Below are 19,068 nucleotides of genomic sequence, written 5' to 3'. Positions count from 1 at the left end.
GCAAAGCCGCAGATTATAACCTGCAGCTTATTTTTTCATCAAGCTTCCTGTTCGAGGAAGCGCTGCGCATCCAGCGCGGCCATGCAGCCGGTGCCTGCACTGGTGATGGCTTGGCGGTACACGTGGTCCTGCACGTCGCCGGCGGCAAACACGCCGGGCACGCTGGTCTGGGTGGCAAAACCCTTGAGCCCGCCCTGGGTGATGATGTAGCCGTTTTCCATCTCCAATTGGCCCTGGAAGATCTCGGTGTTGGGCGCATGGCCGATGGCGATGAAGCAACCTTGCAGCTTGATGTCTTCCGTGCTGCCGTTTTGCGTGCTCTTGATGCGGATGCCCGTCACGCCGGTGTTGTCGCCCAGCACCTCGTCCAGGGTGTGGAACAGCTTGAGCTCGATCTTGCCGGCGGCCACTTTCTCGTGGAGCTTGTCCACCAGGATCGGCTCGGCCTTAAACTTGTCGCGGCGGTGCACCAGGGTGACCTTGCGGGCGATGTTCGACAGGTACAGCGCTTCCTCCACCGCAGTATTGCCGCCACCGACCACGCAGACATCCTGCTCGCGGTAGAAGAAGCCGTCGCAGGTGGCGCAGCCGGACACGCCCTTGCCCATGAAGGCCTCTTCCGAAGGCAGACCCAGGTATTTGGCCGATGCGCCCGTGGCCAGGATCAGCGCGTCGCAGGTGTAGGTGCCGCTGTCGCCGGTGAGCGTGAAGGGGCGTTTGCTGAAATCGACCTTGTTGATGTGGTCGAAGATGATCTGGGTCTTGAAGCGCTCGGCGTGCTCCAGAAAGCGCTGCATCAGCTCCGGCCCCTGTACGCCGTGCACGTCGGCGGGCCAGTTGTCCACCTCGGTCGTGGTCATCAGCTGGCCGCCCTGGGCCATGCCGGTGATGAGCACCGGGTTCAGGTTGGCGCGGGCGGCATACACCGCTGCGGTGTAGCCAGCGGGGCCGGAGCCCAGGATCAGAACTTTCGCGTGTTGGGTGGTGGACATGGTAAAAGCCTGTGTTTTGCGCCCGCTACATGGGGCGCTGTTGGGAAAGCTGGGGGTTGAGCCGCCGAGTATCAACCGGCATCCGCTCGCGAGAGTGGCCCCGTTTTCAATCACCGCGATTGTAAGAACCCATTGATAACCCGTTGCGATGCCGGTTGGGTCGTACCCCTGAAAGGAGATGTTTGCATGTCCACGATGTTGTCCAATCTTGACCTGCTGCGCCGGGTGCCCTTGTTCTCGCTGCTGACCGTGGCGCAGGCCGAGGTGATCAGCGGCGCGGTGATCAAGCGCCGCTTCAAGCGGGGCGAAGCGCTGGTGGAGCAGGGGCAGAAATCGAACGCCTTGTTCATCCTGCTCACCGGTCGCGCCCGGGTCATGACCGCAGACAGCCGGGGGCGCGAGGTGATTCTGGCCACCCTGGCCCAGGGTGACTACCTGGGCGAGATGAGCATCATCGACAACGAACCCCACTCTGCCACGGTGCGTGCCGAGGTGCAGACCGACGTGCTGATGCTGGGCCGCGCCGAGTTTGCGCGCTGCCTGACTGAGAACGCCTCCATGTCGCTGGTGGTGATGCGCGGGCTGGTCAAGCGCCTGCGCCATGCTGATCGCAAGATTGAGTCACTGGCGTTACTGGATGTGTACGGCCGTGTAGCCCATGCGCTGCTGGATTTTGCGGTGGCCGATGCGCAAGGGCAGCTGCTCATCAAGGACAAAATCTCCCGCCAGGACCTGGCCAAGATGGTCGGAGCATCCCGCGAGATGGTCAGCCGGGTGATGAAAGACCTGGAGGAGCGCGGCTTCATCGAGGCGCTGCCCAGTGGCGCTACCTTGCTCAAGGACCGCCTGAACGCGCTGGGCTGAAAGCGGGGTGGTGGACCCTGCGCTGGGCGCCCTGCCCAGCGCAATGCATGCGGTAAGCTCACCCCGCACGCTTATGACCTATTCCCTCAATACCCTGAATGCATCGGCTGCGGCCAAGTCGCCGCCGCGCACGGGCGCTGCCCGTTTTGGCCACGAAATCGCCCTGGTGGTGGGCTTGCTGGCCCTGGTTTTCTGGCTGCTGGCGCTGGTCAGCTATTCAGCCCAGGATGCGGCCTGGTCTACCTCCGGCGCCCGCGATGCGCGCTCTGTGGCCAACTGGGCGGGGCGCTTTGGCGCCTGGCTCGCTGATGGCAGTTACTTTGCGCTGGGTTTTTCGGTCTGGTGGTGCGTGGCGGCCGGTGTGCGCGCCTGGCTGTCGTCGCTGGCGCGCTGGATGCGCGGGGGCGAAGGGGTGGCCGGTGCCGCCAGCCCCCTGGTGCGCCGGGCCACGTTCTGGGGCGGGCTGGTGGTGCTGATGTGTTCCAGCGCGGCGCTCGAATGGTCGCGTTTGTACCGCTTTGAGTCGTTCCTGCCCGGGCATGCCGGTGGCGTGCTGGGACACCTGATGGGGCCTGCCAGTGTGAAGTGGCTGGGGTTCACGGGCTCGGGCTTGCTGGCGATCGTGCTGGCAGTGGCCGGGGCGGCGCTGGTGTTCCGCTTCTCATGGGGCCATGTGGCTGAGGTTCTCGGAGGGCGCATTGATGCGCTGGTGCAAGCCCGCCTGGCAAAACGCGAGGTGGCCAAGGACGTCGCCGTGGGCCGCAAGGCCGCCCGCGAGCGCGAGGTGGTGGTGCTCGAGGAGCGCACCGAAAGCGAAGTGCACCACCCAGAGCCCGTGCAGATCATCGAACCGATCCTGGTGGACGTGCCGCAAAGCGCCCGTGTGGTGAAGGAGCGCCAGAAGCCCTTGTTCACCGAGATGCCCGACAGCAAGCTGCCGCTGGTGGACCTGCTCGACGGCCCGCTGCAGCGCCAGGAAACCGTGGCGCCCGAGACGCTGGAGATGACCAGCCGCCTCATTGAGAAAAAACTCAAGGACTTTGGCGTGGAAGTGCGCGTGGTTGCGGCCATGCCCGGCCCGGTGATCACGCGCTACGAGATCGAGCCCGCCACAGGCGTGAAGGGCTCGCAGATCGTGGGTCTGGCCAAGGATTTGGCGCGCTCGCTCAGCCTGGTGTCGATCCGTGTGGTGGAGACCATTCCGGGCAAGAACTACATGGCGCTGGAGCTGCCCAATGCCAAGCGCCAGTCCATCCGCCTTTCCGAGATCCTCGGCTCGCAGGTCTACCACGAGGCCAAGAGCATGCTCACCATGGGCCTGGGAAAGGACATCGTGGGCAACCCGGTGGTGGCCGATCTGGCCAAGATGCCGCACGTGCTGGTGGCCGGTACCACGGGCTCGGGCAAGTCGGTGGGGATCAACGCGATGATCCTCTCGCTCCTGTACAAGGCCGAGGCGCGCGACGTGCGCCTGCTGATGATCGACCCCAAGATGCTGGAAATGTCGGTGTACGAAGGTATCCCGCACCTGCTGGCGCCCGTGGTCACCGACATGAAGCAGGCGGCCCACGGCCTGAATTGGTGCGTGGCCGAGATGGAGCGCCGCTACAAGCTGATGTCCAAGCTCGGGGTGCGCAACCTGGCGGGCTACAACACCAAAATCGACGAGGCCAAGGCGCGCGAGGAGTTCATCTACAACCCCTTCAGCCTCACGCCCGAGGAGCCCGAGCCGCTGCAGCGCCTGCCGCACATCGTGGTCATCATCGACGAACTGGCCGACCTGATGATGGTGGTGGGTAAGAAGATCGAAGAGCTGATTGCCCGTCTGGCGCAAAAGGCGCGCGCCGCAGGTATCCATCTGATTCTGGCTACCCAGCGACCTAGCGTGGACGTGATCACCGGCCTTATCAAGGCCAACATCCCCACCCGCATCGCGTTCTCGGTGGGCTCCAAGATCGACAGCCGCACCATTCTCGACCAGATGGGCGCCGAGGCCCTGCTGGGCATGGGCGACATGCTCTATATGGCCAGCGGCACGGGCCTGCCGATTCGCGTGCACGGTGCTTTTGTGTCGGACGAGGAAGTACACCGTGTCGTCAGTTACCTCAAGGAACAAGGGGAGCCGGACTACATAGAGGGCGTGCTCGAAGGCGGAACTGTGGATGGCGAGGGTGATCTGTCAGGGGAGGGCGGTGGTGGCGAAGGGGGCGAGAAAGACCCGATGTACGACCAAGCCGTCGAAGTGGTGCTCAAGGACCGCAAGGCGAGCATCTCGTACGTGCAGCGCAAGCTGCGCATTGGCTACAACCGCTCGGCGCGGCTGCTGGAAGACATGGAAAAAGCCGGACTCGTCAGTGGCCTGACCACCAGCGGCCAGCGCGAGGTGCTGGTACCCAACCGCAGCGAATGACCGGCCGGATCGCAAGGCCGGACCTACCCCACAGGAGTTTCTGTTGAAAAAGATCGCTACTGCAATTTTGATAGCTGCTGCGGCAAGCGTGGCTAGCGCTGACGGGCTGAAAAGCCTGGAATCCTTCATGAAAGGCACGCAGACGGGCAAGGCTGACTTCACGCAGACCGTGACCTCGCCGCCCAAGGACGGCCAAACTGCGCGCACCAAGACATCGACGGGCAGTTTTGAGTTCCAGCGCCCCGGGCGCTTCAAGTTCGCCTACAAAAAACCGTTTGAGCAGACCATCGTGGCCGACGGCCAGACCCTGTGGCTCTACGACGTGGACCTGAACCAGGTCACGCAGCGCTCGCAGTCGCAGGCTCTGGGCAGCACGCCTGCTGCACTGCTGGCTTCCGCCCCTGACCTGTCTGCGCTGAAGGCCGATTTCACGCTGGAGTCCGCGCCCGATGCGGACGGCCTGCAGTGGGTGCTGGCCAGTCCCAAGACCAAGGACGGTCAGCTCAAGAGCGTGCGCGTGGGCTTTGCAGGCGAGCAGCTGGCGGCCCTGGACATCCTGGACAGCTTTGGCCAGCGCTCGCTGATCCGCTTCAACGGCATGCAGGCCAATGCGGCGCTGCCCGCCAGTACCTTCCAGTTCAAGCCTCCGGCAGGGGCTGATGTGGTGAAGCAGTAATTTTGCTCCCAAAAGAATAGCTGCCAGCGCATGATTTTTATGCGCTAGAGGCCAATTTGGCTTGAAAACCAGCGTGATGTAGACAGGACACGACCATGGCAGCACGCAGTGCCTCCGCCCCTTCCCAGGCTCACCCGGCGCACCCATCCAGCCACCAGCCCTTGGCAGAGCGACTGCGGCCCCGCACGCTGGGTGAGGTGATCGGCCAGCAGCATGTGCTGGGCCCGGGCATGCCGCTGCGGCTGGCGTTTGAATCGGGCCGGCCGCACAGCTGCATCCTGTGGGGCCCGCCGGGCGTGGGCAAGACCACCATTGCGCGCCTGATGGCCGACGCATTCGATGCCCAGTTCATCAGCATCAGTGCCGTGCTGGGCGGGGTCAAGGACATCCGCGAGGCGGTGGAGCAGGCCCAGGCCGCGCGCGACGGCCTCATGCAGCAGCGCACCATCGTGTTTGTCGATGAAGTGCACCGCTTCAACAAGAGCCAGCAGGACGCCTTCTTGCCGCATGTCGAATCGGGCCTGTTCACCTTCATCGGCGCCACCACCGAGAACCCGTCCTTCGAGGTGAACTCCGCGCTGCTCTCGCGTGCTGCGGTGTATGTGCTGCAACCGCTGTCCGAGCAGGACTTGAAGCAAATAGTGGCGCTAGCGCAGAAGGAACATGCGCTTCCAGCTATCGAAGAGGTAGCAATTGATCGCCTGGTGGCCTACGCCGATGGCGACGCGCGCCGCCTGCTCAACACGCTCGAAACCCTGGCCATGGCGGCCGCGCAGGAAAAGCTCACCGAGATCACCGATGCCTGGCTGCTCAAGGTGCTGGGCGAGCGCATGCGCCGCTACGACAAAGGCGGTGAGCAGTTCTACGACACCATCAGCGCGCTGCACAAGTCGGTGCGGGGCTCCGACCCCGATGCGGCGCTGTACTGGCTGGTGCGCATGCTGGACGGCGGCGCTGACCCGCGCTACATGGCGCGCCGCCTGGTGCGCATGGCGGCCGAGGACATCGGCCTGGCCGACCCGCGCGCGCTGCGCCTGGCGCTGGATGCGAGCGAGGTGTACGAGCGGCTGGGCAGCCCCGAAGGCGAGCTGGCACTGGCCGAATGTGTGGTCTACCTGGCCGTCGCGCCCAAGTCCAACGCGGTTTACAAGGCCTACAACGCGGCCCGCGCCTGGGTCAAACAGGATGGCACGCGCCCGGTGCCCATGCACCTGCGCAATGCGCCCACCAAGTTGATGAAGGAGCTCGACTACGGCAAGGGCTACCGCTACGCCCATGACGAGGAGGGCGGCTTTGCGGCGGGCGAGAACTACCTGCCCGAAGGCATGCCTGAGCCCGGCTTCTACCAGCCCGTGGAGCGCGGCCTGGAGATTAAGATCGCTCTGAAGCTGCGTGAACTGCGCGACCGCAATGCCGCAGTTGCCGCGTCCAGCCCCCAGGGTTCGGATACGCCTTCCTGATCGGCGGAGGGGGCGGAGGGCCATGAGGCCGCACATGGCCTGCGGCGTCCCCAGCGCGTCGCACAACCCGCTTTATGCCAATTGCGCATGATCAAGGTAATAAGTTTGCACATCAATTATCCTGCGTGCATCAAAATTCCTTATGCAGTGCGTGGCGCGCTGATGCGGCTAAAACCCGAGGGAAAACCCCGCCCGGCTTGGATTGGGGCAGTTGTGACTACTCGCTACAATCCCGTCCACAAACCCGCACAGCTGCATTCCTGGCGGGTTTTTTGCTACATGGCAGTCGGGCCCACAAGGCTGTACCGATTTCGGTGCCAAAGCGGTGGGTACGTCACAAACGAAGGACTTCTCTTATGGACATTTTGCTGCAACAGATCATCAACGGTCTGGTACTCGGCAGCATGTACGCCTTGATAGCCTTGGGCTACACGATGGTGTACGGCATTATTCAGCTGATCAATTTCGCCCACGGCGAGGTGCTCATGATCGGCGCTCTCACCAGCTGGAGCTGTATTGGAATCATGCAGGCCGCCATGCCCGGCGCGCCGGGCTGGGTCATCTTGCTGCTGGCCACGCTCATAGCGTGCGTGGTGGCCGCCACGCTCAATTTCGTGATCGAAAAGGTGGCTTACAAGCCGCTGCGCACCAGCCCCCGCCTGGCGCCCCTGATCACCGCCATCGGCATGTCGATCCTGCTGCAGACGCTGGCGATGATCATCTGGAAGCCCAACTACAAACCGTATCCCACGCTGCTGCCCAGCACACCGTTCCAGGTGGGCGGCGCGTACATCACCCCCACACAGATCCTGATCCTGGGCGTGACGGCCGTGGCCCTGGCTTCGCTGGTCTATCTGGTCAACCACACCAACCTCGGCCGCGCCATGCGCGCCACGGCTGAGAACCCCCGCGTGGCGTCCCTGATGGGCGTGAAGCCCGACATGGTGATCTCGGCTACCTTCATCATCGGTGCCATCCTGGCGGCCATCGCCGGCATCATGTATGCCTCCAACTACGGCACGGCACAGCACACCATGGGCTTCCTGCCCGGTCTCAAGGCCTTCACGGCGGCGGTGTTTGGCGGTATCGGCAATCTGGCCGGCGCGGTGGTGGGCGGCATCCTGCTGGGCCTCATCGAAGCCATCGGCTCGGGCTACATCGGCACGCTCACGGGCGGTTTGCTGGGCAGCCACTACACCGACATCTTTGCGTTCATCGTGCTCATCATCATCCTGACGCTGCGCCCCTCGGGCCTGCTGGGTGAGCGTGTGGCCGATCGCGCCTGAGGAGCCTCACACCATGAAGAACACCAAAACCAACTGGATCATCGGCGCCGTGGCGCTGCTGGTGCTGCCGCTGATCCTGCAATCCTTCGGCAACGCCTGGGTGCGCATTGCCGACCTGGCCCTGCTGTATGTGCTGCTGGCCCTGGGCCTGAACATCGTGGTCGGCTACGCTGGCCTGCTGGACCTGGGCTACGTGGCGTTCTACGCCGTGGGTGCCTACCTGTTTGCCTTGATGGCCTCGCCGCACCTTGCGGACAACTTTGCGGCGTTTGCCGCCATGTTCCCCAACGGGTTGCACACCTCGCTGTGGATCGTGATACCGGTGGCGGCGTTGCTCGCGGCGTTCTTTGGCGCCATGCTGGGGGCGCCCACGCTCAAGCTGCGGGGTGACTACCTGGCCATCGTGACGCTGGGCTTTGGCGAAATCATCCGCATCTTCCTGAACAACCTGGACCACCCCGTCAACCTGACCAACGGCCCCAAGGGCTTGGGCCAGATCGACTCGGTCAAGATCTTTGGCCTGGACCTGGGCAAGCGGCTGGAGGTGTTCGGTTTCGACATCAACTCCGTCACGCTGTATTACTACCTGTTCATGGTTCTGGTGGTGATCTCCATCGTCATCTGCTACCGCCTGCAGGACTCGCGCATCGGCCGCGCCTGGATGGCCATCCGTGAAGACGAAATCGCTGCCAAGGCGATGGGCATCAACACCCGCAACATGAAGCTGCTCGCCTTCGGCATGGGCGCTTCGTTCGGTGGTGTGTCGGGTGCGATGTTCGGTGCGTTCCAGGGCTTTGTGTCGCCCGAGTCGTTCAGCCTGATGGAGTCGGTCATGATCGTCGCCATGGTGGTGCTGGGCGGCATCGGCCACATTCCTGGCGTGATCCTGGGTGCCGTGCTGCTGTCGGCCCTGCCCGAAGTGCTGCGCTATGTGGCAGGCCCGTTGCAGGCCATGACGGACGGCCGCCTGGACTCCGCCATCCTGCGCCAGCTGCTGATCGCGCTGGCCATGATCATCATCATGCTGATGCGTCCCCGTGGTCTGTGGCCAGCGCCCGACCATGGCAAGAGCCTCACGCAGAAGACCTGAACACCGCAGAAAGTTAGAACATGGCAGAGAACATTCAGAAATCGGCCAGCGACGTGGTGCTGCGGGTTGCCGGCATTTCCAAGCGCTTTGGCGGCCTGCAAGCCCTCTCCGACGTGGGCATCACCATTGAGCGGGGCCAGGTGTATGGCCTGATCGGCCCCAACGGCGCGGGCAAGACCACGTTCTTCAACGTGATCACCGGCCTGTACACCCCCGATGCCGGCACTTTCGAGCTGGCCGGCAAGCCCTACGAGCCCACGGCCGTGCACGAAGTGGCCAAGGCCGGCATCGCCCGCACCTTCCAGAACATTCGCCTGTTTGCCGAAATGACGGCGCTCGAGAACGTGATGGTGGGCCGCCACATCCGCACCAAGTCCGGCCTGCTGGGCGCGGTGCTGCGCACCAAGGGCTTCAAGGAAGAAGAAGCCGCGATTGCCAAGCGTGCCCAGGAACTGCTGGACTACGTGGGCATTGGCAAGTTTGCCGACTACAAGGCGCGCACCCTGTCGTACGGCGACCAGCGCCGCCTCGAAATCGCCCGTGCGCTGGCCACCGACCCGCAGCTCATCGCGCTGGACGAGCCCGCCGCCGGCATGAACGCCACCGAGAAGGTGCAGCTGCGCGAGCTGATCGACCGCATCCGCAACGACAACCGCACCATCCTGCTCATCGAGCACGACGTGAAGCTGGTGATGGGCCTGTGCGACCGTGTGACGGTGCTCGACTACGGCAAGCAGATTGCCGAGGGCAACCCTGCCGAAGTGCAGAAGAACGAAAAAGTGATTGAGGCCTATCTGGGCACCGGAGGACATTGAGAATGGCCGAAAAATCCAACAAGGTACTGCTGCAGGTCAAGGGCCTGAAGGTGGCCTACGGCGGTATCCAGGCCGTGAAGGGCGTGGACTTTGAAGTGCGCGAAGGCGAGCTGGTCTCGCTGATCGGCTCCAACGGTGCTGGCAAGACCACCACCATGAAGGCCATCACCGGCACGCTGCCCATGAACGATGGCGACATCGAATACCTGGGCAAGAGCATCAAGGGCAAGGGCGCCTGGGACCTGGTCAAGGACGGCCTGGTGATGGTGCCGGAAGGCCGTGGCGTGTTCGCCCGCATGACCATCACCGAGAACCTGCAGATGGGCGCCTACATCCGCAAGGACAAGGCGGGCATCCTGGCCGACATCGAGAAGATGTTCACCATCTTCCCGCGCCTGCGCGAGCGCAAGGACCAACTGGCCGGCACCATGTCCGGCGGTGAGCAGCAGATGCTGGCCATGGGCCGGGCGCTGATGAGCCAGCCCAAGGTGCTGCTGCTGGACGAGCCGTCCATGGGCCTGTCGCCCATCATGGTGGACAAGATCTTCGAGGTGGTGCGCGACGTGTACGCCCTGGGCGTGACCATCGTGCTGGTCGAGCAGAACGCCAGCCGCGCGCTGGCGATTGCCGACCGCGGCTATGTGATGGAGTCGGGCCTGATCACCATGACAGGCCCCGGCCAGCAACTGCTCAACGACCCCAAGGTGCGCGCCGCCTACCTGGGCGAATAAGCGACTGCAGCCTGCGCGCCGCTTGCGTGGCGCGGTGCTTTCCAGCAAGGCACTCCCTCGGGAGTGCCTTTTTTTGTGCCCGCTGGTACGGATGGTGGTGAGGGTTTTGCTATTGAAAATATAGCTATCAAAGCATGTAACACCGGCGCTATCAGGCGATTTTGTTCATAATCGGCCGCTTCGTTCACCCACCTGACTTCACAGCACGACCATGAACGCGCTCCAATCCCTGCCCATCTCGCTGCAAACGGTGTTGCTGCTCACGGCCAGCAACATCTTCATGACCTTTGCCTGGTACGGCCACTTGAAGAACCTGGCGTCCTCGCCGTGGTACGTCGCCGCCCTCGTCAGCTGGGGCATTGCCCTGTTTGAATACCTGTTGCAGGTGCCAGCCAACCGCATCGGCTTTACCCAGTTCAACGTGGGGCAGCTCAAGATCATGCAGGAGGTCATCACGCTGGGTGTGTTCGTGCCCTTTGCTGTGTTCTACATGGGCCAGCCCCTGAAATGGGACTACCTCTGGGCCGGACTGTGCCTAGTGGGGGCGGTGTATTTCATCTTCCGCGGCGCCTGAAGCCTGAACCGATCCCCCAGCCGCGTATTTATGGCCCCGCGCATGACTGCATGACGCGGTGGCATCGGCCCCCGCAAGGCGGACGGTTAAACTCGCCGGGTCACGAAAGCGTCATGGTTCTGTCATGGCGCGGCCTTTTCTCACCATTCGTTCCCGATCCAGGAGTCCCCATGCTGTTTGCCAAGCTGTTGCCACGCGAAGGCAATTTTTTCGAAATGTTCAACCAGCATGCGGACCGCATCGTTGAGGCGGCCCGGGCCTTCTCGCAACTGGTGGCCAACTACAGTGATCCGCACCTGCGCGACAAATACAACCAGGACGTGGACAACGCCGAGCGTGCTGCCGACCGCGTGACGCACGAGGTCAACAAGGCCATTCACAAGACCTTCATCACCCCCATCGACCGTGAGCAGATCCACACCCTGATCAACACCATGGACGATGTGGCAGACCTGATCCAGGACTCGGCCGAGACCATGGCGCTGTACGACGTGCGCCACATGACGGAAGAGATCACCCGCCTCACGGACCTGAGCCTCAAGTGCTGTGAGCGCCTGCGTGATGCCGTCAAGCTTCTGGAGAAGATCGCCGATCCGGCTGTGGCCGAGGCCGCGCTCAAGACCTGCGAGGAGATCGACAAGCTCGAATCCGACGCCGACCGCGTGATGCGCAGCGCCATGAGCAAGCTGTTCCGAGAGGAGCCCGATGTGCGCGAGGTGATCAAGCTCAAGGCCATCTACGAGCTGCTGGAGACCATCACTGACAAGTGCGAGGACGTGGCCAACTGCATCGAGGGCATCGTCCTCGAAAACTCCTGAACCCCGCAGGCTGACCAGTATGGAAACCGTACAGACGGCCCTCTGGGTTGTGGTTCTGCTTGTGGCCTTGGCGATCCTGTTCGACTTCATGAACGGGTTCCACGACGCGGCCAATTCGATTGCCACGGTGGTCTCCACCGGCGTGCTCAAGCCCGCGCAGGCGGTGCTGTTTGCCGCCTTCTTCAATTTTGTGGCGATCTTCATCTTCCACCTGAGCGTGGCGGCGACGGTGGGCAAGGGCATCGTGCAGCCCGGCATTGTGGACACGCACGTGGTGTTTGGCGCCCTGGTGGGTGCGATCACCTGGAACGTGATCACCTGGTACTACGGCATCCCCAGCAGTTCCTCGCATGCGCTCATCGGCGGCATCGTGGGCGCGGTGATTGCGAAGGCGGGGGCAGGTGCACTGATCTCTGCGGGCATCCTCAAGACGGTGGCGTTCATCTTTGTGTCTCCGCTGCTGGGTTTTGCGCTGGGTTCGCTCATGATGGTGGCAGTGGCCTGGATCTTCCGGCGCACGCGTCCGAGCAAGGTGGACAAGTGGTTCCGCCGGTTGCAGCTGTTGTCTGCGGGCGCCTACAGCCTGGGTCACGGTGGCAACGATGCGCAAAAGACCATCGGCATCATCTGGCTGCTGCTGATCGCCACGGGGTACTCGTCGGCGTCCGATGCGTCGCCACCCACATGGGCCATCATCAGCTGTTACGTGGCCATTGGCCTCGGGACCATGTTTGGCGGCTGGCGCATCGTGAAGACCATGGGCCAGAAGATCACCAAGCTCAAGCCCGTGGGCGGCTTCTGTGCCGAAACGGGGGGCGCCATGACGCTGTTCCTGGCCACCATGCTGGGCATCCCGGTGTCCACCACGCACACCATCACGGGCGCCATCGTCGGTGTGGGCTCCACCCAGCGTGCCAGCGCCGTGCGCTGGGGCGTGGCGGGCAACATCATCTGGGCGTGGATTCTGACCATCCCGGCCAGTGCGTTTGTGGCCGCCGTCGCCTACTGGATCAGCCTGCAGCTGTTCTGATGGCGAAGATGTCCTGAATGCTATTGAAAATATAGCGTCTGAGGTAATTAAAACGGGCGCATACGGCCTGTTGAAGCTCTTTCGAGTCCCTTTTGACGCCCCATCGAGTGCAAACTCGCTGGGGCGTCTGCTTTTGCGGCTGTCTCGAGGTTACTGCGAGATCTTGCGCGCTTCCTCGATCTGGTACTCAAAGTACCGCTGGAAGCTGAACGCCAAGCTGGCCATCAGTACCGTGGTGCCGATCAGCAGGGACACCACGATGGCGCCCACGGTGATCCACTGCGTCCTGCCGGGGGGGGCGTCGGGCGCGGCTGTGGGGTTGTAGCGGGCATTCCACACCTCCGGCGTCATCAACGCGTACAAGATGGCGCGCAGCGCGCACGCCGCAATGGTGAAGCCCAGCAGCGGGATCAGCACCCAGCTGTAGTGGTCGTCCTGGCCGAGTTGCTGCACCCGCTGGATGCCGTAAATGCCCAGGGCCGTGGGAATGGGCAGCAACCAGCCCAACATGTCGGACAGGCCATGCAGATAGAAGCGGTGCAGGCCCAGAGGCCCGCCCACGAAGGCGAGCCAGGCCGCCACGGTTTTGTTTTTCATGCGGGGCATTGTGTTACTCGGGAGAGGTGGTGTCGCCCGCACCCAGGGTTTTTTCCATGAGCACGATGTCGCGCCAGGCACCGAACTTCCAGCCCACCGAGCGCATGACGCCCACATCCGTAAAACCCAGCGCCCGGTGCACCCCGATGGAGCCGGCGTTGGCGGAGTCACCAATCACCGCCAGCAGTTTGCGTACGCCGACGGCCTCGGCCTGCACGGCCAGCTCGGCCAGCAGCTTGCGACCCAGACCCATGCCACGGGCGCTGTCGGCCACGTAGATCGAATCCTCGGCCGAGAAACGGTAGGCCGGGCGGGGCTTGAACCAGTTGGCGTAGGCGAAACCCAGCACCTGCCCGTCCTGCTCGGCCACCAGCCAGGGCAGGCCACGTGCCAGCACGTCAGCGCGGCGGCCCGCCATGTCGGCTTCGGTGGGTGGATCAATCTCGAACGTGCCCGTGCCGTGGAGCACATGGTGTTGGTAAATGGCGGTAATTGCGGAGATATCGCTGTCGGTGCTGGGGCGGATGGTGGACATTGGAACAAATAGATATAATCGCGGGCTTTGCAGCGTGTCGCTGGCCGGGTGGCCATGTCGCGTGTCTCAAGCGTTGCGAATATGGTTGCGAACACTGTGGCTTACGGCAAATGTTGCCGGAGTTCACCACCCGAAGGATAAATCATGGTCGTCATTCGACTCTCCCGCGGCGGCTCCAAGGGCCGTCCTTTCTTCAACATCGTCGTTGCTGACAAGCGCGTGCGCCGTGATGGCCGCTTCATCGAGCGCATCGGTTTTTACAACCCCACCGCCAAGGAATCCGAAGAAGGCCTGCGCATCGTGCAAGACCGTCTGGCTTACTGGGTGGGCGTCGGCGCTCAGTCCTCCCCCACGGTGGACCGCCTGATCAAGCAAGCCGCCAAGAAGGCTGCTTAAAGCTCCCTGAAAAGGGCGGGTTCCGTCGGCTAGCCTGGCGGAACCCGCCCTTTTCTCATTCTGGATTCACTGCCATGGCCACCACACCATTGACCCTCGAACCCGCAGAACTACCTGCCGACGCCATTGAAGTGGGGCGTATCGCAGATGCCTGGGGCGTCAAGGGCTGGTTCAAGGTGCTGCCGCACAGCAGCAATCCCGAGGCACTTTTTTCTTCCAAGCAATGGTATCTGCAGCCGTCCGAGCGGGGAGCCAAGACCTTCAGCGGCACGGTACAGCTGCCCATCCGCCAGGCCAAGGCCCATTCGGATTCCGTGGTGGCGTGGGCGCAGGGCATCGACGACCGCAATGGTGCAGAGGCGTTGCGGGGCGCGCGGATCTTTGTGCCCCGGTCCACTTTCCCGTCCACTTCGGATGACGAGTACTACTGGGTCGATCTGATTGGCCTGTCGGTCCTCAACCGCGAAGGTGTGGCGCTGGGCCAAGTGCGCGAGCTGATGTCCACCGGTCCCCAGACTGTGCTCGTGCTGGCCTATGAGCAGGATGGCAAGCCGCAGGAGCGCATGATCCCGTTTGTTTCGGCGTTCGTGGACAAGGTGGACTTGGCCGAAAAGCGCATCACCGTGGACTGGCAGCCCGACTACTGACAGGCGCTCCCCGAACCGCGCCGCGCACCATGCGCTTTGACATCATCACCCTTTTTCCTGAGCTGTTTGCCCCTTTCCTGGCGAGCGGCGTGACCCGGCGCGCCTACGCCAGCGGCCAGGTCGATGTGCGTCTGTGGAATCCGCGCGACTACGCAGATGGCAACTACCGCCGGGTGGATGACCGTCCGTTTGGCGGCGGCCCGGGCATGGTGATGATGGCCGAACCGTTGGCGCGCTGCCTCGTGGCTATCCGGGCGGAGCGGGGTGAACCCGAGGAGGCTCAGGCGCCTCTGGTGCTTTTTTCTCCCATTGGTGAGTCGCTGAACCACGCCGCTGTGGAACGCTGGTCTGGCGGCGAGGGGGCGGTGTTGCTGTGCGGTCGCTACGAAGGCATCGACCAGCGGTTCATCGATGCGCACGTGAATGTGCAGATGAGCTTGGGCGACTTCGTGCTCTCGGGCGGTGAGATTGCCGCCATGGCGCTGTTGGATGCCGTGGCGCGCCTGCAGCCCGGTGTGCTCAATGACGAGGGCAGCCACCAGCTCGACAGCTTCAATCCGGCGCTCGATGGCTTGCTGGACTGTCCGCACTACACGCGGCCCGAGGAGTGGGCGGGGCTGCCAGTGCCCGCTGCGCTCATGTCGGGGCACCATGCGCAGATCGAGCGCTGGCGGCGCGACCAGCGCCTGGCCACCACGGCCCGCCACCGGCCTGATCTCATCGATGCCGCGCGCAAAGCGGGGCGTCTGGCGCCTGCCGACGAAGCAGTATTGGCCAAGCTCGTCTGAATTGCTATAATCAAAGGCTTTTCGATCCTCTGGCCGGCCGTTTTGACTGGGAGTTCTCCCGCAAAACACTGAGGCGTCAATCCCGACGCAGCCATTTTTGGCGCGGACAAGATCACTAGGAAACTCACATGAACCTGATCCAGACCCTGGAAGCGGAAGAAATTGCCCGCTTGAACAAGACCATCCCCGAATTCGCCCCTGGTGACACCGTCATCGTGAGCGTGAACGTGGTGGAAGGTACCCGCAAGCGCGTGCAGGCTTACGAAGGCGTGGTGATTGCCAAGCGCAATCGCGGCCTGAACAGCGGCTTCACCGTGCGCAAGATCTCCAGCGGCGAAGGCGTGGAACGTACGTTCCAGACCTACAGCCCGCTGATCGCCAGCATCGAAGTCAAGCGCCGTGGTGACGTGCGCCGTGCCAAGCTGTACTACCTGCGCGAGCGCAGCGGCAAGTCGGCACGTATCAAGGAAAAGCTGCCTTCGCGCGTCAAGGCTGCTGCCACCGCCGCATAAGGCGCGGGCTCGTCCTGACAAGCCGCTACAGCATCTGCCTGTAGCGGCTTTTTGTTTTTTGGCCCGTTGAATCAGCATCCGTGAACCCTCCTTCCCCTCCCGCCGTCTCATCGGTCATTGCGCCTCTGTCGAGCCTGCCCGACTTTGACCCCCGCCTGGTGCCAGTCGTGGGTGTGGACGCGCACCTGCCCGCCGTGCCCCTGACGGTACAGACGCCCGATGCGCTGCGTGCGCGTTTTGCGCAGCCGCCGCAATGGGAGCCGGAGGTGGTGCTGGAAAAGAAGTTCATGAACCGCGAGCCAGCCCACGCGTCCGTGTTGCTGGCGATTGTGCTGCGCGAGCAGCCCATGGTGCTGCTGACGGAGCGCACCGCGCATCTGTCCACCCATTCCGGGCAGGTCGCCTTCCCCGGTGGGCGGGCGGACCCTGAAGATGCCAGTCCGGCCGAAACTGCCTTGCGTGAAGCGCAGGAAGAAGTGGGCCTGGGCCGTGAGTTTGTCGAGGTGCTGGGAGCGCTGCCAACTTATGTGACCGGCTCTTCGTTCATCATCACCCCGGTAGTTGCGCTGGTGCAGCCGGACTGCGTGCTGCGGCCCAACCCTTATGAGGTGGCCGATTTGTTCGAGGTGCCACTGGCCTTCCTGCTCGACCCCTCCCACCACCGCCGCCATGTGTTCGATCGCGATGGCGTGCACCGCGAGTGGTTCTCCATGCCGTACCAGCAGGGGGACAAAACCCATTTCATCTGGGGTGCTACGGCGGGCATGCTGCGCAATTTCTACCGGTTCATGCAAGCCTGAGCCTGCTGCGCACGCCGTGGGGTGCACCAGCGCGAAGCGCCAGTATCATTGCTCCCCATGAGTTTCTTCGCCATCCTGTTCGCTCTGCTGATCGAGCAGGCACGCCCCCTGGCCCGCAGCAATCCCATCCACGCAGGGCTGCGCGCATGGGCGCTGTCCGTGAGCCGTAATTTCGATGCGGGCAAGTCGCACCACGGCTGGGTAGCGTGGAGCCTCGCAGTCCTCGTTCCCGCCTTGGTCACATTGGCCATCCACTGGCTGTTGTTGTGGGGCCTTGGTTGGCCGTTTGCAGTGCTGTGGAGTGTCGCGGTGCTGTACGTCACGCTCGGGTTTAGGCAGTTCAGCCACCACTTCACTGGCATTCGCGATGCATTGGAGGAGGGCAATGAAGATGCGGCGCGCGAGCGCCTGGCGCACTGGCAGCAGGTGGATGTGGGCGTGCTGCCGCGCAGCGAGATCGTGCGCCACGTGATCGAGTATTCGGTGCTGGCGGCCCACCGGCATGTGTTTGGCGTGCTGGCTTGGTTCTCGGTGCTGGCTGCGCTCGGCCTGGGCCCCACGGGGGCCGTGCTGTACCGTCTGGCTGAGTTTGTGTCGCGCTACTGGCATTACAAGCAACGCGCGGGGGCGCTACCCGCCAGCGAATCCCTGCAGCAGGCCTCTGCGCAGGCCTGGACCGCCATTGACTGGCTGCCGGCGCGGCTCACTGCGCTGAGCTTTGCGGTGGTCGGCAGTTTCGAAGAGGCCATTGAAGGCTGGCGCTTTCATGCGCAGCGGTTTCCCAACGACAACGATGGCGTGGTGCTTGCTGCGACGGCGGGCGCCATCAATGTGCGCCTCGGTGGCGAGGCTTTGAAGGCGCGTTCTGAACTGCATGCGCCACAAGGTCTGGAGATCGACGCCGACATGGGCGACAGCGACTCCACCCCCGGCCGCGAGCCCGAGGTAGGCCACCTGCGCAGCGTGGTCGGACTGGTGTGGCGTTCGGTGGTGGTCTGGATGCTGCTGCTGGCGTTGCTCACCCTGGCGCGCTTGCTGGGTTAGCCGGGACGGGGCCTGGTAAGCCGCCTTGCGCAGCGCTGCGCAAGGCGTGAATCAATACCGGGTGTGGCTCAGTTCTTCAAACAGGTCACTATATATTTTGTAGCGTGAGGGGCTTATCCCTCCAGCACTTGGGCCATTTTTAACGGCATCCAATACGCCACAGCCCGGTTCATGCAGGTGGGTGCAGTTGTAGAACTTGCAGTCGGTGGCATGCTCGGCGATGTCGGGCATGCAGGCGGCCAGTTGCATGGGGGCGATGTGGTGCAGCCCGAATTCCTGGAACCCTGGCGAGTCGATCAGCGCCGTGGTGCGCGCTGCATCCATCCAGTACCAGTGGGTGCTGGTGGTGGTGTGCTTGCCAGAGTTCAGCGCCTGCGAGATCTCGCCCGTCAGCACAGAAGCACCGGGCACCAGCAGGTTGATCAGCGTGCTTTTGCCCGACCCCGAGGGGCCGAGCACCAGCGTGGTCTTGCCTTGTAGGTGTTCCATCAGCAGGGCACGGTCCACATCGCTGGACAGTGCCAGCGATAGCGGTAGCACGCCGTAGTGTTTGCCTGCGCCCATGTGCCGGTAGGGCAGCAGGCGCTCCCAGGCGCGGGCGAAGGGCTCGACCAGATCACTCTTGTTGAGAGCAATGATGGGCTTGATGCCTTCGGCTTCCGCCGCAATCAGTGCGCGGGACAGCTGGCTTTCGGAAAACACGGGCTCCGCAGCGATGAGGATGAGTACCTGGTCCAGGTTGGCGGCGAAGGATTTGGTGCGGATTTCGTCCTGGCGGTAGAAAAGGTTGCGTCGTTCCTTGACCTTTTCGATCGTACCTTCTTCACCTTGGCCGGGCGGCGGTGCCTGCCACAGCACATGGTCGCCCACCACGGCCTGGTTTTTTTTGCCGCGGGGGTGGCAGATGCGGCGTGCGCCATCCGGGGTTTCGACCATGCAGTGGCGCCCATGGCTGGCCACCACGGTACCTTCCATGAGGGCGCTGCGTTCAGCCATGGTGGGC

Annotated in this window: 21 protein-coding genes; 17 read left to right on the top strand and 4 right to left on the bottom strand. The window is 63.4% G+C overall.

The window, feature by feature from the left end; genetic code table 11:
• Window positions 1-38: 38 nt before the first annotated feature.
• Window positions 39-992 carry a thioredoxin-disulfide reductase gene (trxB, locus tag ASD94_RS19480; protein ID WP_056646496.1) on the bottom strand — a complete coding sequence of 318 codons (954 nt, stop codon included), beginning with the start codon at window positions 990-992 and terminating at the stop codon, window positions 39-41.
• Between the two features lie 186 nt (window positions 993-1,178).
• Here trxB and ASD94_RS19475 point away from each other — a divergent pair, with 186 nt between their 5' ends.
• The 11 genes from ASD94_RS19475 to ASD94_RS19425 all read left to right on the top strand — a co-directional run bounded on the left by ASD94_RS19475 (window position 1,179) and on the right by ASD94_RS19425 (window position 12,746).
• Window positions 1,179-1,856: a Crp/Fnr family transcriptional regulator gene (locus ASD94_RS19475; protein WP_056646494.1), complete on the top strand. Its 678-nt coding sequence runs from the start codon at window positions 1,179-1,181 to the stop codon at window positions 1,854-1,856.
• A gap of 73 nt (window positions 1,857-1,929) precedes the next feature.
• The gene (locus tag ASD94_RS19470; RefSeq protein ID WP_056646492.1) at window positions 1,930-4,266 is read left to right on the top strand and encodes a DNA translocase FtsK; all 2,337 of its coding nucleotides are present in this window, start codon (window positions 1,930-1,932) and stop codon (window positions 4,264-4,266) included.
• Between the two features lie 43 nt (window positions 4,267-4,309).
• A complete protein-coding gene (gene lolA, locus ASD94_RS19465) occupies window positions 4,310-4,942 on the top strand; it encodes an outer membrane lipoprotein chaperone LolA (RefSeq protein ID WP_056646490.1) in 633 nt (210 codons plus the stop codon).
• Between the two features lie 95 nt (window positions 4,943-5,037).
• Window positions 5,038-6,402 carry a replication-associated recombination protein A gene (locus tag ASD94_RS19460; protein ID WP_056646488.1) on the top strand — a complete coding sequence of 455 codons (1,365 nt, stop codon included), beginning with the start codon at window positions 5,038-5,040 and terminating at the stop codon, window positions 6,400-6,402.
• Window positions 6,403-6,758: 356 nt separating this feature from the next.
• The gene (locus ASD94_RS19455; RefSeq protein WP_056646486.1) at window positions 6,759-7,688 is read left to right on the top strand and encodes a branched-chain amino acid ABC transporter permease; all 930 of its coding nucleotides are present in this window, start codon (window positions 6,759-6,761) and stop codon (window positions 7,686-7,688) included.
• A gap of 13 nt (window positions 7,689-7,701) precedes the next feature.
• Window positions 7,702-8,778 (top strand): ABC transporter ATP-binding protein, encoded by a 1,077-nt coding sequence (locus tag ASD94_RS19450; protein ID WP_056646484.1) that lies wholly within the window; start codon window positions 7,702-7,704, stop codon window positions 8,776-8,778.
• Window positions 8,779-8,798: 20 nt separating this feature from the next.
• Window positions 8,799-9,593 carry an ABC transporter ATP-binding protein gene (locus ASD94_RS19445; RefSeq protein ID WP_056646482.1) on the top strand — a complete coding sequence of 265 codons (795 nt, stop codon included), beginning with the start codon at window positions 8,799-8,801 and terminating at the stop codon, window positions 9,591-9,593.
• 2 nt (window positions 9,594-9,595) lie between these two features.
• Complete coding sequence (locus ASD94_RS19440; RefSeq protein WP_056646480.1) at window positions 9,596-10,324, top strand: ABC transporter ATP-binding protein; 729 nt, start codon at window positions 9,596-9,598, stop codon at window positions 10,322-10,324.
• Window positions 10,325-10,535: 211 nt separating this feature from the next.
• Complete coding sequence (locus tag ASD94_RS19435) at window positions 10,536-10,898, top strand: DMT family protein (protein WP_015013099.1); 363 nt, start codon at window positions 10,536-10,538, stop codon at window positions 10,896-10,898.
• 170 nt (window positions 10,899-11,068) lie between these two features.
• Window positions 11,069-11,716 carry a DUF47 domain-containing protein gene (locus ASD94_RS19430; RefSeq protein ID WP_015013100.1) on the top strand — a complete coding sequence of 216 codons (648 nt, stop codon included), beginning with the start codon at window positions 11,069-11,071 and terminating at the stop codon, window positions 11,714-11,716.
• A gap of 19 nt (window positions 11,717-11,735) precedes the next feature.
• Complete coding sequence (locus tag ASD94_RS19425) at window positions 11,736-12,746, top strand: inorganic phosphate transporter (RefSeq protein WP_056646479.1); 1,011 nt, start codon at window positions 11,736-11,738, stop codon at window positions 12,744-12,746.
• Window positions 12,747-12,896: 150 nt separating this feature from the next.
• On the opposite strand, the gene ASD94_RS19420 is transcribed toward ASD94_RS19425, so the two are convergent.
• Both ASD94_RS19420 and ASD94_RS19415 read right to left on the bottom strand, forming a co-directional pair.
• Window positions 12,897-13,343: a TM2 domain-containing protein gene (locus ASD94_RS19420; protein WP_056646477.1), complete on the bottom strand. Its 447-nt coding sequence runs from the start codon at window positions 13,341-13,343 to the stop codon at window positions 12,897-12,899.
• 13 nt (window positions 13,344-13,356) lie between these two features.
• Window positions 13,357-13,878 carry a GNAT family N-acetyltransferase gene (locus tag ASD94_RS19415; RefSeq protein ID WP_056646475.1) on the bottom strand — a complete coding sequence of 174 codons (522 nt, stop codon included), beginning with the start codon at window positions 13,876-13,878 and terminating at the stop codon, window positions 13,357-13,359.
• A gap of 144 nt (window positions 13,879-14,022) precedes the next feature.
• Between ASD94_RS19415 and rpsP the strand changes: the two genes are divergently transcribed.
• The 6 genes from rpsP to ASD94_RS19385 all read left to right on the top strand — a co-directional run bounded on the left by rpsP (window position 14,023) and on the right by ASD94_RS19385 (window position 18,065).
• Window positions 14,023-14,274: a 30S ribosomal protein S16 gene (gene rpsP / locus ASD94_RS19410; protein WP_015013104.1), complete on the top strand. Its 252-nt coding sequence runs from the start codon at window positions 14,023-14,025 to the stop codon at window positions 14,272-14,274.
• Window positions 14,275-14,348: 74 nt separating this feature from the next.
• Window positions 14,349-14,921: a ribosome maturation factor RimM gene (gene rimM, locus ASD94_RS19405; RefSeq protein ID WP_056646474.1), complete on the top strand. Its 573-nt coding sequence runs from the start codon at window positions 14,349-14,351 to the stop codon at window positions 14,919-14,921.
• 29 nt (window positions 14,922-14,950) lie between these two features.
• On the top strand, window positions 14,951-15,709 hold the full coding sequence (gene trmD, locus ASD94_RS19400) for a tRNA (guanosine(37)-N1)-methyltransferase TrmD (protein ID WP_056646472.1): 759 nt from the start codon (window positions 14,951-14,953) through the stop codon (window positions 15,707-15,709).
• Window positions 15,710-15,837: 128 nt separating this feature from the next.
• Complete coding sequence (gene rplS, locus ASD94_RS19395) at window positions 15,838-16,221, top strand: 50S ribosomal protein L19 (protein ID WP_056646470.1); 384 nt, start codon at window positions 15,838-15,840, stop codon at window positions 16,219-16,221.
• A gap of 80 nt (window positions 16,222-16,301) precedes the next feature.
• A complete protein-coding gene (locus tag ASD94_RS19390) occupies window positions 16,302-17,021 on the top strand; it encodes a CoA pyrophosphatase (RefSeq protein ID WP_199226469.1) in 720 nt (239 codons plus the stop codon).
• Window positions 17,022-17,078: 57 nt separating this feature from the next.
• Entirely contained in the window at window positions 17,079-18,065 is a 987-nt protein-coding gene (locus tag ASD94_RS19385; RefSeq protein WP_056646468.1) for a CobD/CbiB family protein, read from the top strand.
• Between the two features lie 51 nt (window positions 18,066-18,116).
• Here the strand turns inward: ASD94_RS19385 and rsgA are convergent, their stop codons facing one another.
• On the bottom strand, window positions 18,117-19,061 hold the full coding sequence (gene rsgA / locus ASD94_RS19380; RefSeq protein WP_056646466.1) for a ribosome small subunit-dependent GTPase A: 945 nt from the start codon (window positions 19,059-19,061) through the stop codon (window positions 18,117-18,119).
• Between the last annotated feature and the right edge of the window lie 7 nt (window positions 19,062-19,068).

Origin of the sequence: Acidovorax sp. Root70 (assembly GCF_001428225.1) — a bacterium.
GTDB lineage: Bacteria > Pseudomonadota > Gammaproteobacteria > Burkholderiales > Burkholderiaceae_C > Acidovorax.
Note: the sequence above shows the minus strand (reverse complement) of the source record. Positions and strands in the feature narration are given on the sequence as shown.

What these genes read in the sequence shown, in the direction of transcription:
- rpsP (WP_015013104.1), top strand. Translation starts at nt 14,023, where the DNA reads ATGGTCGTCATTCGACTCTCCCGCGGCGGCTCCAAGGGCCGTCCTTTC.
- rsgA (WP_056646466.1), bottom strand. Translation starts at nt 19,061, where the DNA reads ATGGCTGAACGCAGCGCCCTCATGGAAGGTACCGTGGTGGCCAGCCAT.
- trxB (WP_056646496.1), bottom strand. Translation starts at nt 992, where the DNA reads ATGTCCACCACCCAACACGCGAAAGTTCTGATCCTGGGCTCCGGCCCC.
- ASD94_RS19430 (WP_015013100.1), top strand. Translation starts at nt 11,069, where the DNA reads ATGCTGTTTGCCAAGCTGTTGCCACGCGAAGGCAATTTTTTCGAAATG.
- ASD94_RS19445 (WP_056646482.1), top strand. Translation starts at nt 8,799, where the DNA reads ATGGCAGAGAACATTCAGAAATCGGCCAGCGACGTGGTGCTGCGGGTT.
- trmD (WP_056646472.1), top strand. Translation starts at nt 14,951, where the DNA reads ATGCGCTTTGACATCATCACCCTTTTTCCTGAGCTGTTTGCCCCTTTC.
- ASD94_RS19450 (WP_056646484.1), top strand. Translation starts at nt 7,702, where the DNA reads ATGAAGAACACCAAAACCAACTGGATCATCGGCGCCGTGGCGCTGCTG.
- ASD94_RS19455 (WP_056646486.1), top strand. Translation starts at nt 6,759, where the DNA reads ATGGACATTTTGCTGCAACAGATCATCAACGGTCTGGTACTCGGCAGC.
- ASD94_RS19440 (WP_056646480.1), top strand. Translation starts at nt 9,596, where the DNA reads ATGGCCGAAAAATCCAACAAGGTACTGCTGCAGGTCAAGGGCCTGAAG.
- ASD94_RS19460 (WP_056646488.1), top strand. Translation starts at nt 5,038, where the DNA reads ATGGCAGCACGCAGTGCCTCCGCCCCTTCCCAGGCTCACCCGGCGCAC.
- rimM (WP_056646474.1), top strand. Translation starts at nt 14,349, where the DNA reads ATGGCCACCACACCATTGACCCTCGAACCCGCAGAACTACCTGCCGAC.
- ASD94_RS19385 (WP_056646468.1), top strand. Translation starts at nt 17,079, where the DNA reads ATGAGTTTCTTCGCCATCCTGTTCGCTCTGCTGATCGAGCAGGCACGC.
- ASD94_RS19420 (WP_056646477.1), bottom strand. Translation starts at nt 13,343, where the DNA reads ATGAAAAACAAAACCGTGGCGGCCTGGCTCGCCTTCGTGGGCGGGCCT.
- rplS (WP_056646470.1), top strand. Translation starts at nt 15,838, where the DNA reads ATGAACCTGATCCAGACCCTGGAAGCGGAAGAAATTGCCCGCTTGAAC.
- ASD94_RS19435 (WP_015013099.1), top strand. Translation starts at nt 10,536, where the DNA reads ATGAACGCGCTCCAATCCCTGCCCATCTCGCTGCAAACGGTGTTGCTG.
- ASD94_RS19415 (WP_056646475.1), bottom strand. Translation starts at nt 13,878, where the DNA reads ATGTCCACCATCCGCCCCAGCACCGACAGCGATATCTCCGCAATTACC.
- ASD94_RS19425 (WP_056646479.1), top strand. Translation starts at nt 11,736, where the DNA reads ATGGAAACCGTACAGACGGCCCTCTGGGTTGTGGTTCTGCTTGTGGCC.
- ASD94_RS19475 (WP_056646494.1), top strand. Translation starts at nt 1,179, where the DNA reads ATGTCCACGATGTTGTCCAATCTTGACCTGCTGCGCCGGGTGCCCTTG.
- ASD94_RS19470 (WP_056646492.1), top strand. Translation starts at nt 1,930, where the DNA reads ATGACCTATTCCCTCAATACCCTGAATGCATCGGCTGCGGCCAAGTCG.